The 14,592-nt window shown below is 69.6% G+C and carries 24 protein-coding genes; all 24 read left to right on the plus strand.

Annotated elements, in window-relative coordinates:
- The first annotated feature begins 11 nt into the window (after positions 1-11).
- The 24 genes from NLX86_RS06555 to NLX86_RS06665 all read left to right on the plus strand — a co-directional run bounded on the left by NLX86_RS06555 (position 12) and on the right by NLX86_RS06665 (position 14,590).
- Positions 12-383, plus strand: a complete 372-nt coding sequence (locus NLX86_RS06555; protein WP_254370627.1) for a hypothetical protein — start codon at positions 12-14, stop codon at positions 381-383.
- On the plus strand, positions 383-631 hold the full coding sequence (locus tag NLX86_RS06560) for a hypothetical protein (protein ID WP_254370628.1): 249 nt from the start codon (positions 383-385) through the stop codon (positions 629-631). The genes NLX86_RS06555 and NLX86_RS06560 overlap by 1 nt, the downstream gene beginning before the upstream one ends.
- A complete protein-coding gene (locus tag NLX86_RS06565) occupies positions 631-939 on the plus strand; it encodes a hypothetical protein (protein WP_254370629.1) in 309 nt (102 codons plus the stop codon). The genes NLX86_RS06560 and NLX86_RS06565 overlap by 1 nt, the downstream gene beginning before the upstream one ends.
- Before the next feature lie 9 nt (positions 940-948).
- Positions 949-2,712, plus strand: coding sequence for an AAA family ATPase (locus tag NLX86_RS06570; RefSeq protein WP_254370630.1), 1,764 nt, complete (start codon positions 949-951; stop codon positions 2,710-2,712).
- Positions 2,713-2,759: 47 nt separating this feature from the next.
- Complete coding sequence (locus NLX86_RS06575) at positions 2,760-3,065, plus strand: hypothetical protein (RefSeq protein ID WP_254370631.1); 306 nt, start codon at positions 2,760-2,762, stop codon at positions 3,063-3,065.
- 85 nt (positions 3,066-3,150) lie between these two features.
- Entirely contained in the window at positions 3,151-3,369 is a 219-nt protein-coding gene (locus tag NLX86_RS06580; protein WP_254370632.1) for a hypothetical protein, read from the plus strand.
- Positions 3,366-3,698 (plus strand): hypothetical protein, encoded by a 333-nt coding sequence (locus NLX86_RS06585; protein ID WP_254370633.1) that lies wholly within the window; start codon positions 3,366-3,368, stop codon positions 3,696-3,698. The genes NLX86_RS06580 and NLX86_RS06585 overlap by 4 nt, the downstream gene beginning before the upstream one ends.
- A gap of 103 nt (positions 3,699-3,801) precedes the next feature.
- Positions 3,802-4,167, plus strand: a complete 366-nt coding sequence (locus NLX86_RS06590) for a hypothetical protein (protein WP_254370634.1) — start codon at positions 3,802-3,804, stop codon at positions 4,165-4,167.
- Between the two features lie 96 nt (positions 4,168-4,263).
- Positions 4,264-4,644 (plus strand): hypothetical protein, encoded by a 381-nt coding sequence (locus NLX86_RS06595; RefSeq protein WP_254370635.1) that lies wholly within the window; start codon positions 4,264-4,266, stop codon positions 4,642-4,644.
- Positions 4,645-4,739: 95 nt separating this feature from the next.
- Positions 4,740-5,465, plus strand: coding sequence for a hypothetical protein (locus NLX86_RS06600; protein WP_254370636.1), 726 nt, complete (start codon positions 4,740-4,742; stop codon positions 5,463-5,465).
- 179 nt (positions 5,466-5,644) lie between these two features.
- Entirely contained in the window at positions 5,645-6,412 is a 768-nt protein-coding gene (locus NLX86_RS06605) for a hypothetical protein (protein WP_254370637.1), read from the plus strand.
- Positions 6,413-6,432: 20 nt separating this feature from the next.
- Positions 6,433-6,582: a hypothetical protein gene (locus tag NLX86_RS06610; RefSeq protein ID WP_254370638.1), complete on the plus strand. Its 150-nt coding sequence runs from the start codon at positions 6,433-6,435 to the stop codon at positions 6,580-6,582.
- Positions 6,583-6,590: 8 nt separating this feature from the next.
- Entirely contained in the window at positions 6,591-7,079 is a 489-nt protein-coding gene (locus NLX86_RS06615; protein ID WP_254370639.1) for a hypothetical protein, read from the plus strand.
- A complete protein-coding gene (locus tag NLX86_RS06620) occupies positions 7,076-7,468 on the plus strand; it encodes a hypothetical protein (RefSeq protein WP_254370640.1) in 393 nt (130 codons plus the stop codon). The genes NLX86_RS06615 and NLX86_RS06620 overlap by 4 nt, the downstream gene beginning before the upstream one ends.
- A gap of 91 nt (positions 7,469-7,559) precedes the next feature.
- The gene (locus tag NLX86_RS06625; protein WP_254370641.1) at positions 7,560-7,697 is read left to right on the plus strand and encodes a hypothetical protein; all 138 of its coding nucleotides are present in this window, start codon (positions 7,560-7,562) and stop codon (positions 7,695-7,697) included.
- A gap of 393 nt (positions 7,698-8,090) precedes the next feature.
- Positions 8,091-8,378 (plus strand): HNH endonuclease, encoded by a 288-nt coding sequence (locus NLX86_RS06630; protein ID WP_254370642.1) that lies wholly within the window; start codon positions 8,091-8,093, stop codon positions 8,376-8,378.
- A gap of 110 nt (positions 8,379-8,488) precedes the next feature.
- On the plus strand, positions 8,489-8,734 hold the full coding sequence (locus NLX86_RS06635) for a hypothetical protein (protein WP_254370643.1): 246 nt from the start codon (positions 8,489-8,491) through the stop codon (positions 8,732-8,734).
- Positions 8,691-10,241, plus strand: coding sequence for a terminase (locus tag NLX86_RS06640; RefSeq protein ID WP_254370644.1), 1,551 nt, complete (start codon positions 8,691-8,693; stop codon positions 10,239-10,241). The genes NLX86_RS06635 and NLX86_RS06640 overlap by 44 nt, the downstream gene beginning before the upstream one ends.
- Positions 10,242-10,311: 70 nt before the next feature.
- Positions 10,312-10,782 carry an HNH endonuclease signature motif containing protein gene (locus tag NLX86_RS34985; RefSeq protein WP_374213841.1) on the plus strand — a complete coding sequence of 157 codons (471 nt, stop codon included), beginning with the start codon at positions 10,312-10,314 and terminating at the stop codon, positions 10,780-10,782.
- 119 nt (positions 10,783-10,901) lie between these two features.
- Positions 10,902-12,059 (plus strand): phage portal protein, encoded by a 1,158-nt coding sequence (locus tag NLX86_RS06645; protein WP_254370645.1) that lies wholly within the window; start codon positions 10,902-10,904, stop codon positions 12,057-12,059.
- Between the two features lie 11 nt (positions 12,060-12,070).
- The gene (locus tag NLX86_RS06650) at positions 12,071-12,730 is read left to right on the plus strand and encodes an HK97 family phage prohead protease (protein ID WP_254370646.1); all 660 of its coding nucleotides are present in this window, start codon (positions 12,071-12,073) and stop codon (positions 12,728-12,730) included.
- 128 nt (positions 12,731-12,858) lie between these two features.
- Entirely contained in the window at positions 12,859-14,082 is a 1,224-nt protein-coding gene (locus NLX86_RS06655; RefSeq protein WP_254370647.1) for a phage major capsid protein, read from the plus strand.
- Positions 14,083-14,145: 63 nt separating this feature from the next.
- Positions 14,146-14,322 (plus strand): hypothetical protein, encoded by a 177-nt coding sequence (locus NLX86_RS06660; protein WP_254370648.1) that lies wholly within the window; start codon positions 14,146-14,148, stop codon positions 14,320-14,322.
- Positions 14,323-14,335: 13 nt separating this feature from the next.
- Complete coding sequence (locus NLX86_RS06665; RefSeq protein WP_254370649.1) at positions 14,336-14,590, plus strand: hypothetical protein; 255 nt, start codon at positions 14,336-14,338, stop codon at positions 14,588-14,590.
- Positions 14,591-14,592 lie beyond the last annotated feature (2 nt).

Here is a 14,592-nt window from a genome sequence, read left to right on the forward strand (position 1 = left end):
AGGCACCACCCATGGCTGACATCAAGTTCGACAGCAAAGTCCTCGAAGACGTCAAAGAGGCCCTGGAGCCGTACAGCGGCGACATGTTCCGCCAGCGCAAGGGCCGCTGGATGGCCGTGGTCGAGCTGGCCCACGTCGAACGCGTCGAGCCCGGCCCCGACGAGGACAAGTTCCCGTCCGTGAAGCTGCGGATTGTCGGCGTTGAGGTGGCTGGCGACGACTTCTCTGACGAGCGCCTCCGCGAACTGCTCCGCGGCCTGTACCGGCTGCGCACCAAGGGCGGCACCCTCGACGGCGAACTCGACCCGGACGTCCAGCAGGCCCGCGACGTCCTGCGGCACGGCTCCGGGCTCCTCGTCGGCGCGAGCAGCGAGCAGCACTGATGGCCCGCTCCATCGGCATGGCCGCCAACGCCACCGTGTTCCGCGCCGTGATCGTCTTCACCGACCGCGACGGCAGCGAGCGCACCGAGTACGAGGGCCCGTACGGCTCGATCGGTGCCGCCCGCGCCCGCGTCAGCTTCTGGAACAACCACCTCGCCATCCGTGACGAGGAAACCCAGGAGCCGACCGGCAAGAGCCGCGCGAACGGCTACGTCGAGCGCGGCACCGTCACCTGGCAGCGCGCCTGATGGCCGGGCGCGCGAGCAGGCAGACCAGCAGCAGCCCCCAGCCCTGCCCTGCCTGCTCCGCGCCCACCCTCACCCAACTCGTCGGCCGCACCGCCGCCCTCAACATCACCGCGGACCTCACCCCCCTCACACCCGAGCAGCAGGCCGAAGCCCGCACCCCCAACCGGCTCATCTGGTGCCTCTACCAAGCAGGCCCCCACAACCCGCCACGCCTCCGCTGGACCGGCCACCACCACCCACCGAACTGCCCACACCCCCACGTCACCGAACACCACTGCCGCCCCGCCGAGCAGTCCGCACTCTTCTGAAGGAGCCCCGTGGAGAACGTCCACCCCTTCCCACGCGACCAGCAAGGGGACCACGACGGCCTCACACGACGCGTCCCCTACGACGCCGACGCCGAAAACCTGGTGGCCGGCGTCATCATGCACGACGCCGCCGCCTACCTCGAGTGCGCCCAGATCATCAAGCGGGACGACATCTACCTTCGCCCGCTGCGCCTCATCTGGGACGTCGTGGGCGGCATGGTCGCCGAGGGCAAACCACTTCACCCCGTCCTCGTCAAAGCCGAAATCGCCAAGCTCGACGACAACCGGCTCCGCGAAGTCGACGGCGGCCAGCTCATCGACCGCATCGGCATCGACGTCATCCCCGGCGTCATGGCCGCCAGCTTCGCCGAACAGATCCGCGACAAAGCCCGCCTCCGCCGCCACCTCGAACTCGCCACCGCCGTAGAGGCCGCTGTCCTCTCCGGCATCGCCGACCCCGACCATCTCGACCAACTCGCCGCCAAGCACCGCGACTACGAAGACACCCGCAGCAGCGCCACCGGCGGTCCCGCCCACCTCACCGGCGCCCTCCTCGACTGGGACCCGTTCTTCGCCACCGACTTCGGCGCCGTTCAACTCCTCCTCGGCAAACTCCTCGCCCCCGGCCAACAGATCACCGTCGTCGGCGACGGCAAGGCCGGCAAGAGCCTGTTCTGCCAAGAGTGGCTGTGGCGCATGGCCACCGGGCAGCCGTTCCTCGCCGACCGCGCCCACGACCCCGTGTCAATCCTCTACATCGACGCCGAGAACGGCCACCAGGACATCCAAGACCGGTTCGCCTCGTACGGCGGAGGCCCCGGGCGCATGGGCCTCCTCTCGTACGCCTCGTTCCCGCCCATCCGGCCCCTCGACACCGCGGGCGGCGGGCAAGACCTCCTCGCCATGGTCCGGGAATGCGAGGCCCAACTCGTCTGCCTCGACACCGTGAGCCGGTTCATCTCCGGCCCCGAAAACGACGCCGACACCTGGCTGTCCCTCTACCGGCACACCCTGCTCCCCCTCAAGCGGGCCGGCATCGCCTCCGTCCGTCTCGACCACATGGGCAAGGACGGCGAACGCGGCGCCCGCGGCTCCTCCGCCAAGACCCAGGACGTCGACCACGTCTGGGAGTTGCGTGTCCAGGGCGGCGGGAACCTCCTGCTGCGCCGCACCCACACCCGCACCGGCATCGGCCCCGAGGTGTTCCACATCGTCCGCCAGGCCCGCAAGGAAGGCGACCGCTACCTCCCGGGCTGCACCCGCCACGTCATGGCCGCGTACGAGCACCTTGAGCAGAACATCGAGGGCTCCATCGAGTGGCTGATCATGAAAATCGACGGTCTCGGACTTCCCGGCGACGCAGGCAACCCGCAAACGATCAGAGCCCTCGCGAGCGCCCGCATCCCCGCCTCGAAAGCCAAGATCGAGGCCGCCGTACGGGCACGGAAGAACCGGACAAATCAGGTTCCCGGAAGCCTTCCCCCGCCCCTTCCCGGAACAGGTTCCCCGGGGGAATCCCCGAGCGATCTTGAGGGAACCGCAAAACCCCAGGTCAACCATTCCCCGGGAACCCCGCGGGAACCCGCCGGGAACCCAGGTTCCCCCCCTTCCCCACCACCGAAGGTGGGGGAAGGGGAGGGAACGCCCGCCCCACACACCCCCCTCTGCACCATCTGCCGACACGAACTCCACGGCTTCCGCCTCGACCGCGGATACACCACCTGCCTCGCATGCGACCCCGAAACCGGCAGCCACCCAGACACCGCCGCCTGACCGGGCGCACCCGGTTCAACCCGACCCGCGCACAAAGGAGAACGACCATGCCCGTCCGCCACTTCACCCGCGACCAGCTCGACGCCTGGGACCTGCCCGGCGCGTGGGCCGACGACAGCCCGGAGATTCTGCACCGTGAGCAGGTCGACGCCCGCCGCTGGGTGTCCGTGCATCAGCTGATCTTCCGCGCCCCCGACGACGGTCTGACGTACCGCGTCCACTACGAGCAGGGCCTCACTGAAAACCAGGACGACACCGACCCCTGGAACTACGACGACGAGATCAAGGCCGTCGAGATGGAGCAGCGCGAGGTCACCGTCACCCGCTGGATGCCTGTGGGGGAGCAGCCGTGATCGACGTGTTCGCGTTCGTCGGCCTGGTCGTCGTGCTCGCCGGACTGCCCCTCGCCCACTGGATGCACCCCACCTGGAGGACCCGGTGATCGCCCGCGTGCTGCCGACGCTGCTGCTCACCGCCGCGTTCCTCACCCTCGCCCTCCTGGTCGCCGCGGTGTGCGCCGCCCACGACGCCTGGCAGCGCCGCCGCGACGCCCGGCGCACCGAACGCGCCGTACGCCCCCACAGCGCCCACATAGGCACCGCGCAGCAGGACGCAGCCGCCATCACCCACGCCGCACTCCAGGAGCAGCACCGATGACCGAGACCCGTCACACCGTCGACACGATCACCAGCGACGAACTCGACGCCTTGTACGACGAACGCGAGGAGTACGCCCGCGGCTGGCTCAACATCCAGGCCAAGTACCGCGACGTCAGGCAGCGCGCTACGGCCGCCGAACGCGAGGCGTATGACGCCGGGCAGCGCGCCCGCCGCGCCGAGGCCGCCATCGCCCGCGCACGCGAGTACGTGGGGCGCGCCGCCAACACGCCGCTGCCCACCGGCTACGACGAGACCGATCGGGCGACACGCGACTACGCCCGCGAGATCCTCGCCGCCCTCGACACCCCCAAGGAGCCCACCTCGTGAACGGCTACGAACTCGGCGCAGTCATCACGATCTGCGTCACCGCCCTGCTGATCGCCCTCATCTGGGCCGGCGTCCGCAGCAACCAGACCAAGGAGAAATGACCATGGCTGAGCGCACCGAGTGGAACGGAGAGCCGTGCACCGCCATGCGCGTAACCGTCACCATCGCCGACAGCGGCCAGTTCCCCGCGTATTGGGCCCGCCACCTCGTCGGCACGCGCCGCAAGGCAGTACGCGTCCACTACGGCCGCGACGTGTTCCACCTGGACGACCACGACGGTTCCGGCTGGGACAAGGTCACCCACGGCGGCAGCCCCCGATGGGCACATCGCAGCCTCGACATCCAGCCCGGCACCGAAGAGCCCCGCTTCGAGGAGCAGCCCGACACCAGCACCCCCGGCATGAACGAGCCCAGCCCGCCTCGCCTGAACCGAGCAGCGCGCCGAGCCGCCGCCCGTCGCAAGCGCTGAGACACGACGAAGGGGCGCGCCACGTCCACCACGACAACCGGCACGCCCCTACTCGGTGCGATCACCGTACCCATCAACCACGGGAGACCACCGCACATGACCGCCACCCAACACAAAGGCCACAGCGTCATCCACGACGACCCCGTCACCGGCATCCGCCAAGAGATCCGCAAACTACTGCTGGACAACGGCAGCGAGGTCTACGGCTGCCAGCAGTGCGCCTTCACCTCCGAAACCGCCGGACCGGTGCAGCACCACCTCAAGACCTGCGGCAAGCCCACCAACAAGCCCGCAGCCAAGACGGCCCCCAACCTGGCCAACAGCGCCATGGCTGAGCTGACCTTGGGCAAGATCATGACAGCCGCGGCCAACTACGACGACGTAGTGGAAGAGCGGGACTACTGGAAGAGCCGCGCACGGACCGCAGAGACCAAGCTCGACGCTCTCAATAAGGCTGTGAAGGACGCTCTCAGCTGAGACGCAAGGCTGGGGCGCGCCCACATGTCTGACCAGGACGGGCGCGCCCCCAGGTGCTGATCATTGTACCGCCCTATGTACCACGGGAGCCCACAGTGACCACCACCACCACACACCACCTGCGCACCATCGCAACCCGCTGGACCGATTTGCGCGACGCCCTCGGCGCCCCCGCCCAGATCGGCGCCTTCGGCCTCGGACTCCGCGGCTACCTCGCCGCCCTCGAAGAGCCCGACCTCGAAGAAGCCGCCGCCCGCCGCGCCCTCGAACGCGACCCCGCGCAAATCGGCGAACGCCCCGTCCCCATCCGCCTCGCCGTATACGACACCATGCGGCTCGTTGAGGCCGGCCTAGTGGAGTGCGCCGACCAGATCGCCCACTCCAGCCAGCACCCCGTCATGCAGCCGATGGCGCCGCATATCGGCTTCCACGCCACCGAACGCGCCCGGAAGATTGCCGAAGCTGATCGGCAGCGCCGCAATGCGTTGGCCGCAGCCGACGCCACCGACCCTCAACGCTGGCGCTTCACCGGCTACCGCACCGCGACCCTTGCCGCACTGTGGCTCTGCGCGAGGGTGGAAGGCATCCGCGGACCGCAGCGCCCCCTTGACGAGCAGCAGCTGCGCTACGTCGCCCGCGTCGCGCAGGGTGCGGCCGAGCGGGTTGAGCGGGCCCTCGACATCGCCGCGAGCAAGGCCGGCCTGGAACGCCCCTGCGAGTGCGGGGGCCGCATCGAGGTCCACGGAGGGGCCGGCGCTATCCCGGTGGCGCACTGCACGAGCTGCGGCCGCATCTGGACCGAGCAGGGTCTCGCAGCCTGAGAGGCCCGTGCGAGTGGGGTGAGCAGCCCAGCATGCTCGCCCCACTCAGCACTCTCACAAACCATGACGGATCATCAACTACCGTGCTAAAGTCCAGCGTTACAACAAAAAAGCGGCCCCACCGTGAGACTGGAACTCTCCCGGCAGGGCCTGACCACCAAGAGATCTGGAGTCTCCTGATGGATGCCCGTGATCGTATCTCGCGCATTGTGCGCTCCGTCACCCCCACCAGCCCGCGCCCTGCTCACCCCAGCCCGCGCCCGCCCTGGTGGATCCGCGCCTTCACCACCGCCGGCCGCCCCGTGATCGCCGTCGTCGTCCTCGGCATGTGCGCCCCCGGTGAGCACCATCTCGCTGTGCTCGCCGGGTGGGATGACACCCTCGCGTGGGGCATGGCGGGGGTGCTCGCCGCATACGCAGGCATCGCCGCCGCCGTGGCCAGCAGCCGCCCCGCAGGCGCGCCCGGCAAGCGCTCCGCCGTGGCCGGGGCGTTCCTGTCGCTCGGCGCCGCGATGGCCGCGCAGCCCGTGTCCCACATGTTCGTGACCGGGCATCTCAGCAGTGAGCCGCGCACCCCCCTCGCCCTGGTCATCGCCGTCTCATGCGTCCCGCCCCTGGTCCTCGGCCACCTCCTGCACCTTGCCGCGACCCCAGTGCGCGCCGCCGAGCCCGCGCCCGTCGAGCAGGCCGAGCAGACCCCCGTGCCCGAGATCGAGCCGAGCGAGCAGGCCCCCGAGCAGCCGCAGACCGAGACCGAGCCGCGCGAGCTGCTCGCCGAGCCTCCCCGGTTTCTCACCACCCGCGAAGTCGCCCAGCGGTACGGCGTCGAAATGAGCACCGTCGCCACATGGAAGTCCCGAGGGAAGATCGCGCCCGCGCTCGTCGACCCCAGCATGGGCAACCTCTACGACCCCGAGACGCTGCCACCGCTCGCCTCCGCCGGCTGAGCAGCCCACCCCATCTCGCCATGCCCTTGCTGGGCCTGCTCTTCGCGCTCGCAGCGCTCGGCGCGCTGCTCGGTCTCGCCGCTGTTGCGGCTCACGACGTCCCACCCATCGCCGGGACCGTCGCCCTGATCTTGACTCTCGCGGCGCTCGGCGTCGCCATCCTCAACTGAGGCCCCTCGTGAACGTCGTCTCGCTCGGCGGTGTCACCGTCGGCACCGGAATCCTCGTCCTCACCGGCATCCGCTGGTGGCACCGCGACAAACGCCGCACGGCCGCCCTCGTGCCGTTCCTGCTGTCCGCCGCGTACGGCATGCTTCTCATCCTGTCCGCCGGCGGACTCCTCGGCGCAATCGCCGGGATCACCCTGTGGGGCTCCAACGGCCTCGGCGACCTCGCCCTCGTCTGGGGCGTCGGCGGCGGCACCCCCGACGTCACCCGCTCCAAGCAGATGGCGCTGTCCGACGGCGGGCACGCGGTTGTCGTCCTCCTCACCCTCGCCCTGTACGGCCTGTGGAGGTGGGCCAACAAGGTCCCGAACGCAGCCCTCGGCACGGGCGCCGTGGCCGGCATCAGCCTCGGCCTATCCGGCTCCGTCGCCGGGATCGCCGCGGTGCCCCTCGCCTCGGCCGCGAACCTCCTCGGCCTCGGTCTGACGGCGCTCCTGTGAGGCTGGTCCGCGCCGCGGCCAGCCACCTCGCGCGCGGCACAGGCGTGCTGGGGCGGCAGTTCGGCGCGTGGCTGCTGCCGGGCTCGGTGAGGGGCGCGGCGAAGCGGCTGGCCGCGGTGCTCGCCCTCGGCTGGCTGCTCGGCGGGATCGCCCTCGCCGCGCCCGCGTTGATGTGGCTGCTCGCGGCCGGCTGGTGCGCCGCGGCGTATCGGGTGTCCGTTTCGTCGGCCACTCCCCCACCGGAGGCCCCGGCCCCCTCTCGACGCGAAGAGGCTGGCCAGAGCGCTGCGCCCGCGATCGTGGTCGAGGACCGAGAGGGGATGTTGATCTACCGCGTTCCGTCCGAGGCCCGGCGCTACAAGGTCCGCGAGGAAACCAACCAGCCCTGACGCAGGGCCCACTAGACCCCGGGGCGGCCGCACAGCTGCCAGGCATCCGGCCGCCCCGGTCCCATCCCGATCAAGAGACAGGACCAGCATCATGACACTCAAGCAGCCGAAGCCCGCGCCCGACGACCCGAGGCTGAAGGGGCACGAGACGACCTACTCGGCCAGCCGCGGCGGGCATTACCCGACCGAGCAGAAGCCCACCCCGGGCAAGCCGAAGACGAGGGGCTGACTTTCGGCCACACCGGGCGTAGCGTGTGGCCACCTGCGAGGGGGGCTACCCGCCGCGAGTCCCTGCCGCACCTGTCCGCGGCAGGGACTCCAGGGCCCGCGCTGGCCCGGCCGTGCCTCCACCCACGGCCGGGCCTTTCTGTACCTAGTTGCAAAAGATCCGATCAGGCCTGATGATGGGCCGCAGTTCCGGCATGCCCGGACACCAATGCCCCGCCACCGCGCGGGGCATCGTCATGTCACAGCACCGTCACACGCCTTCACACAGCCCTCCACCCCGGCCCGGCCGGCGCCACCGCGCTCAGCCGGGCCCACGCACGTCCGGGGGTGAGCCAGTTGTGGGCGCGGTGCCCATGACTGCCCAGGCCGGGCCGACGCACGCCCGGAGGTGAGCATGGCCGGCCGTACCGACCTCACCAGCCACGCCTACCGCAAGATCCGCGCGCGCATCCTCGCCGAGTCCGACGTGTGCATCCTCTGCGGCCACGGCGCGGCGGACGCTGTCGACCACATCACGCCCGTCAGCAAGGGCGGGGCCCCGCTCGACCCCGACAACCTCGCCCCCATCCACGGGGTCGGCAAATGCCCGACGTGCTTGAGGAGCTGCAACTCCGAGAAGAGCAACAAGCCATTGGCCCAGGTCACCAGGCTTGTCACCTCACGCGATTGGTACGCAGAGTAGACCGAATCGGACATTTGGTTTTTAGGGGGGCATTACCGCAGCCCCGCGCCCAGCTTTTATTTTTCTCCCCCCGCGGCCGTGGGCCTGGGAATGATCTTGAAGGGGGCGCCATGGGGCCCGTCGAGACGGCCGCTCGCGAGGACATCGAGCAGCTCGGCGACCTGGTGAGCATCGAGCCCACGCTGTCCGCGATGGCGTACACGCTGGCCCGCGAGATCGACGCCGGTGGCGGGGAGGAAGGCCGGCAGCTGGCCCAGCTCAACCGCGAACTGCGGGCGACGCTCGCCCAGCTGCTGGAGGGGCGGGCCACGGATGACGACGATGACGGACTCGGCGATCTGGGTTCCCCCGACTGAGTTCGCCGTCCAGTGCCGCGAGTTGTACGGTCTGGAGTGCCCGCCGTACTGGGGTACGCCGCGCCGGCCGGACTTCCCCACGCTGGGTGGCAAGGCCGCGAAAGTGATGGAGGCGCTCGGCTACCCGCCGATGCCGTGGCAGCGGTACGTCCTGGATGTGGCGCTGGAAATCGACCCCGAGACGGGCCTGTTCGCGCATCGCGAGGTGGGTCTGTCGGTGCCGCGGCAGCAGGGGAAGACGCAGCAGATCCTTGGGCTGATGGTGCATCGGTGCATGGCGCTGGAGCGGCAGAACGTGGTGTACGCGGCGCAGACCCGCAACGACGCGCGCAAGCGGTGGGAGGACGAGTTCCTCGTCACCCTCGACGACTCCAGCCTGTCCGGGCGATACAGGACCCGGAAGAGCAATGGCAACGAGGCGATCCTGTTCACCGCGAAGCGGTCCCGGCTGGGCATCACGTCGAACACCGAGAAGGCCGGCCACGGCCCGCCGCTCGATTTGGGCGTCATCGATGAGGCGTTCGCGCACGAGGACGACCGTTTGGAGCAGGCGTTCTCCCCGGCGATGCTGACCCGGCCGATGGCGCAGCTGGTGTGGGCGTCGGCGGGCGGTACCGAGAAGTCGGTGTGGCTGAACAAGAAGCGGCGGGCCGGTCGCGAGATCGTCGAGCGGCTGTGGGAGACGGGCGAGCGCACAAGCGTCGCGTACTTCGAGTGGTTCGCTCCGGACCATCTGCCGCGCGATCAGCCGTCGACGTGGCGGACGTGTCTGCCTGCGCTCGGGCACACGGTGACCGAGGCGGTCATCCGGTCCGAGCTGGAGAAGATGGCCGACGACCCGTCCGGGTTCGACCGGGCGTATCTGAACCGGACACGGAAGGCCGCGCCGCCCGAGGACCCGAACGTGCCGAAGAAGATGTGGCCGGGCCTGGTCGATAAGGCGTCGAAGCCCGGCGCGGAGCTGGCGTTCGCTGTCGATGTGTCCGCGGCGCGGGATTACGCCTCGATCGGTGTCGCCTCGGTGCGCGAGGACGGGCGCATGCACCTGGAGGTCGTCGACCGGCGGCCGGGTACGGACTGGGTGGTGCCCGCGGTGCTGCGGCTGCGCGCCCTGTGGAATCCGATCGCGGTCGCGGTCGCGTCGCGGTCGCCCGCGGCGTCTCTTGTTGATGACTTGGTCGCGGCCGGTGTGAGGGCTCCGGAGTCCAGCGACCAGCCGGCCCGCGGTGATCTGGTGATCCTGCGGGCCGGCGATGTTCTCGAAGCGTGTGGGCAGATCGCCGACGCGATGAATCAGGGCACGGCCGTGCACATCGATCAGGCCGAGTTGACGGCCGCGGTGAACGGGGCCCGGACCCGTCCGTCAAACGATGCGTGGACGTTGGACCGCCGGTCGTCGCCGGTGGACATTGCTCCGCTGGTGACGGTGACGCTCGCCCGGTGGGCGCTGCTGACCCGCGGGCCGATCGTGCTCGACGACTACAACGTGCTGGATTCGGTGCTTTAGCGCCGAATCAAAAGGCTCGGCGGTGCGTGAACACCCCGAGCCGTGGACGACACCGTGAAGGGGTGCCGACATGGAGAAGGTTACTGTCCGAGTCTGCTGTGCAGTCTGTGGCGTGGATGCGGAACGCGAAGTCACCTGGGTGCACAAGCACCGCGTGAAGTTCTGCTCCACCCGTTGTTGCAACATCGACCGTGGAAGGCGTGCCCGCTCTCGGAGCCGTAAGCCGAAGGCGACCCTGGAGGAGCGCCTCCGCAGCCGCTTGGCGCGTAATTCCGAGACCGGGTGCCTTGAGTGGACCGGGGCAACCCGACCCGGCGGCTACGGGGCAATACGTCTGGGTGCGCCGCAACGTAGCTCTGCGCCCACGCATCGGGTCGCCTATGAACTCTGGGTGGGCGGCATCCCCGTCGGTCTGGAACTGGACCATCTCTGCTTCAACCCAGCCTGCTGCGAGCCGAGTCACCTCGAGCCCGTGACTCATGCAGAGAACATGCGCCGAATGCGTGAACGACAGAAGCAACTTGCCGAACTCGCCCTGTGAGGAGGTCTGTGGTGGGCCCGACTCTTGGCCCCGATGGGGTGTGGTACCCGGGCGGCCCGCCGCCATCTGTGGGCGGGTGGCGGCGGATCGGCCGGGCGATGGCGGCGCCGTTGCGTTGGATGGCGGGTGTCAGCAAGCGGGCGATCACGTCGCTTCCGTGGATCGCGGGCGGTCCCCGCTCGGGCGCGGTGTCACCGGAGCGTGCGCTGGCCCTGATTCCGCTGTTCGCGTCGGTGCGGATCCTCGCCGACTCGATCGCGTCACTGCCGCTGCAGACGTACCGGCGTAACGGGGCGGCGCGGGAGCCGATCACGTTCGTGCCGTCGCTGCTGTTCCAGCCGGCCGCGCGGGACAACCTCTTCGAGTGGCTGCACAAGCTGGTTGTGTCGCTCACGCTGCGCGGCAATGCCTACGGTCTCGTCACGCAGTGGGATGACTTCGGTTTCCCCACCTCGATTGAGTGGCTGAACCCGGACGAGATGTGGGTGGATGAGCTGCGGCCGACGCTGCCGGTGTTCTACTGGCAGGGCGTCGAGGTGCCGCGCGAGCAGATCGTGCACATTCCGTGGGTGGTGATGCCCGGCAGGGTGGTCGGGCTGACGCCGGTGCAGTTGTTTGCGCGGACGATCGGCGTGGGCCTGTCGGCGACCGAGTACGGGCTGTCCTGGTTCGACAACGGGGGCACTCCGCCGTGGACGATGAAGAACTCATCGAAGACGCTGAACCCTGACGAGGCCGACGAGATCAGTGATCACCTGTCCGCGCGGGTGCGTGCCCGGAAGCCGCTGGTGTACGGCTCGGACTGGGACTTTGCCGCGCTGCAGGTGAACCCGGAGGAGTCGCAGTTCATCGAGACCATGCGGCTCAATGCGTCGCAGATCGCAGCGATCTACGGTGTGCCGCCGGAGAAGGTTGGTGGCGACACCGGCGGCTCGATGACCTACTCCACCGTCGAGTTGAACCAGCTGGACTTCGCGAACACGACCCTGCGGCCGTGGCTGGTGCGGATCGAGACCAAGCTGTCGCAGTTGATGCCCGGCCGTGAGTTCGTCCGCTTCAACGTGGACGCGATGATCCGCACCGACACGCTCACCCGCTACCAGGCGCATCAGCTGGCCCTCAACGACGGCTGGCGCAACCGGGACGAGGTGCGCGCCCTGGAGGACCTTTCGCCGCTGCCCGACGGGCAGGGGCAGCCGTACCTGCCCGTCGCGATGCTCGCGGCGCCCCCACCGGACTCCGGCACCCCGCCGGACGACCCCAACCCCATTCAGTGAGGAGGCCGACCGTGGCCGACCTGGAGAGGCGCTACACCGCGGTGCCCGTCGAGCTGCGGGCAGCCCAGGAGCAGCGCACCATCAACGGATACGCGTCCGTCTTCAACCGCGAATCGTCCAACCTCGGCGGGTTCGTCGAGGTCGTCGACGCCCGCGCCTTCAACAAGAGCAGGGGCGACGGCTGGCCGGACGTCATTGCCCGCTACAACCACGACGACAACATGCTCCTGGGGACCGTGGCCGGCGGCACGCTCCGGCTCCAGGTCGACGACACGGGCCTGATGTACGACGTGGATCCGCCGCAGGCCCGGGCGGACATCCTCGAACTCGTATCCCGCGGCGACGTCCGCAAGTCCAGCTTCGCGTTCCGCACGGTCGAAGACGACTGGGGTATGACCGACCAGGGGTTCCCCAAGCGGACGCTCCTCGCGGCGCAGCTGGTCGACGTCGCCCCGGTCAACATCCCCGCCTACCCCGACAGCACGGCCGGCCTGCGGTCCCTCGCGGCCCACGTCGGTGTCGAGTTCGAGGAAGTACGCGCGCTGGCGCAGCAGGACGAGCTGCGGAAGCTGTTCCGCCGCACAGACGGCCCCGGCCCGGCGAAGCCCAAGACGCTGGGTGCAGCCGCGCGTATGGCACTGCTGGCACGGCGGGAGTCCCCGCACCTCTGATCCACCGGGGCAGGCCGACAGCCACCCCTACATCCCCGCAGGCCCGCCATCGTGCGGGCCTTTCGCATGCGAGGCAGGCCGACAGCCACCTCGGACCCCACCCACACCACAGTGAGGAGATCGGACCCATGTCCGAGGTAGCAAAGACCCTTTCCGAGCGTAGGGCTCGCGTTTGGGAGCAGGCCAAGGCGCTCGCTGACGCGGCGGCCGACGAGAACCGCACCTTCTCCGGCGAGGAGGAGTCGACGTGGCAGTCCCTGAACGCGGAGCTCGACGCACTGGACAAGCGCATCAAGGCCGTCATCGACGGTGAGCAGCGCGCGAAGGACGCCGAGGACTCGATGGCCAAGCTGCGCGGCGAGCAGCGTAAGCAGGACGGGGGCGGGCAGCGTCCGGGGCTCGGTTCGGAGGAGCTGCGGGCGTTCGTCCGCGGTGAGGGCGGACGTCACTTCGACGTCATGCCGTCCGGCCCGGTCAACTACCGTGATCTGACCAAGGGTTCGGCGACTGCTGGCGGCAACACGGTGCCCACCTCGTTCTACGAGCGGCTGATGGCGCATCTGATTGAGTCGTCCGCGATCCTGCAGACCGGGCCGACGGTGCTGAACACCAGCTCGGGCGAGCAGATCCAGATCCCGAAGACGACCGCGCACTCGACTGCGGCGATCACTACCGAGGGCAGCACGATCACCGAGTCGGATCCGGCGTTCGGTCAGGTCACTCTCGGCGCGTTCAAGTACGGCACGATCATCCAGGTGTCCCGTGAGCTCCTCACCGACACCGGTGTGGACCTGGAGGGCTACCTGTCCATGCAGGCCGGCCGTGCGATCGGCAACGCGTTCGGCGCGCACATGGTCACGGGCACCGGCACCGGCCAGCCGCGCGGCATCGTGACGGACGCGACCGTCGGCAAGACCGGCGCTACCGCGGGCGGCCTGATCACGGCGGACGATCTGATCGATCTGCAGTACTCGGTCATCGCCCCGTACCGGGCGTCGTCCTCGTGCTTCTGGGTGGTCAAGGACGCGACGCTGGGCGCGATTCGCAAGCTGAAGGGTTCGGACGGTCAGTACATCTGGCAGCCGTCGCTTGTGGCGAGCGCGCCGGACCTGCTGCTCGGAAAGCCGATCGTCACTGACCCGAACGTCGCGGGCGTCGCCACCACCGCCAAGTCGGTCGTCTTCGGCGACATGTCGCAGTACTTCGTGCGCATGGCCGGCGGCGTCCGTTTCGAGCGGTCGGACGACTTTGCGTTCAACTCGGACCTGGTGACCTTCCGGGCGCTGCTGCGCGCGGATGCTGCCCTGGTCGACCTGACCGGCGCGGTGAAGGTCTTCCAGGGCGCCGTGTAACCCGTTCCCAGCCCGGCCGCAGTGGAGGGCTGCTGCGGCCGGGCCTACCCACAGGAGGAACTCATGCCCGAACCGAAGGTGTTCGACGAGGACACCAACGCGTGGACCCACGGTGCGGCGATCGCCGACCCCGCCTCGCCAGGTGCCGCCTACGCGCAGGCCGAGGCGGTTGCCGTTCGAAATGCGGTCGTCGCGATCTTGGCCGCGATGCGCAGCGCCGGACTCATCGCTCAGGACTGACCAGGAGGGTCACATGAAGATCCGCATGCTGGTCGCGATGTCCGGCACCCGCAACGGCCAGGAGTGGCCCGCGCGCGGCGAGGTCGCCGACCTGCCGACCGCCGAGGCCGCTCACCTCGTGGCCTCCGGCGTCGCCGAGGAAGTTGTCGGCGAGGGCGATGTGGAAACCGCGACCGCGCCACCGGCCGAGACCGCGGCGCCCACGGAGAAGCGGCGCGGCCGCCCCAAGCTGCCGCGTGACGCCGACGGCAACGTCATCAGGGAGTGAGC

The sequence above is a fragment of the Streptomyces sp. A3M-1-3 genome, assembly GCF_024213665.1.
In the GTDB taxonomy this organism is placed as follows: domain Bacteria; phylum Actinomycetota; class Actinomycetes; order Streptomycetales; family Streptomycetaceae; genus Streptomyces.

Bases quoted from the DNA above. Each gene is read 5' to 3' on its own strand.
- NLX86_RS06555 (WP_254370627.1), top strand. From the start codon at position 12: ATGGCTGACATCAAGTTCGACAGCAAAGTCCTCGAAGACGTCAAAGAG.
- NLX86_RS06635 (WP_254370643.1), top strand. From the start codon at position 8,489: ATGGGGCCCGTCGAGACGGCCGCTCGCGAGGACATCGAGCAGCTCGGC.
- NLX86_RS06630 (WP_254370642.1), top strand. From the start codon at position 8,091: ATGGCCGGCCGTACCGACCTCACCAGCCACGCCTACCGCAAGATCCGC.
- NLX86_RS06660 (WP_254370648.1), top strand. From the start codon at position 14,146: ATGCCCGAACCGAAGGTGTTCGACGAGGACACCAACGCGTGGACCCAC.
- NLX86_RS06565 (WP_254370629.1), top strand. From the start codon at position 631: ATGGCCGGGCGCGCGAGCAGGCAGACCAGCAGCAGCCCCCAGCCCTGC.
- NLX86_RS34985 (WP_374213841.1), top strand. From the start codon at position 10,312: ATGGAGAAGGTTACTGTCCGAGTCTGCTGTGCAGTCTGTGGCGTGGAT.
- NLX86_RS06645 (WP_254370645.1), top strand. From the start codon at position 10,902: ATGGCGGGTGTCAGCAAGCGGGCGATCACGTCGCTTCCGTGGATCGCG.
- NLX86_RS06585 (WP_254370633.1), top strand. From the start codon at position 3,366: ATGACCGAGACCCGTCACACCGTCGACACGATCACCAGCGACGAACTC.
- NLX86_RS06640 (WP_254370644.1), top strand. From the start codon at position 8,691: ATGACGACGATGACGGACTCGGCGATCTGGGTTCCCCCGACTGAGTTC.
- NLX86_RS06655 (WP_254370647.1), top strand. From the start codon at position 12,859: ATGTCCGAGGTAGCAAAGACCCTTTCCGAGCGTAGGGCTCGCGTTTGG.
- NLX86_RS06595 (WP_254370635.1), top strand. From the start codon at position 4,264: ATGACCGCCACCCAACACAAAGGCCACAGCGTCATCCACGACGACCCC.
- NLX86_RS06590 (WP_254370634.1), top strand. From the start codon at position 3,802: ATGGCTGAGCGCACCGAGTGGAACGGAGAGCCGTGCACCGCCATGCGC.
- NLX86_RS06605 (WP_254370637.1), top strand. From the start codon at position 5,645: ATGGATGCCCGTGATCGTATCTCGCGCATTGTGCGCTCCGTCACCCCC.
- NLX86_RS06560 (WP_254370628.1), top strand. From the start codon at position 383: ATGGCCCGCTCCATCGGCATGGCCGCCAACGCCACCGTGTTCCGCGCC.
- NLX86_RS06610 (WP_254370638.1), top strand. From the start codon at position 6,433: ATGCCCTTGCTGGGCCTGCTCTTCGCGCTCGCAGCGCTCGGCGCGCTG.
- NLX86_RS06665 (WP_254370649.1), top strand. From the start codon at position 14,336: ATGAAGATCCGCATGCTGGTCGCGATGTCCGGCACCCGCAACGGCCAG.
- NLX86_RS06625 (WP_254370641.1), top strand. From the start codon at position 7,560: ATGACACTCAAGCAGCCGAAGCCCGCGCCCGACGACCCGAGGCTGAAG.
- NLX86_RS06575 (WP_254370631.1), top strand. From the start codon at position 2,760: ATGCCCGTCCGCCACTTCACCCGCGACCAGCTCGACGCCTGGGACCTG.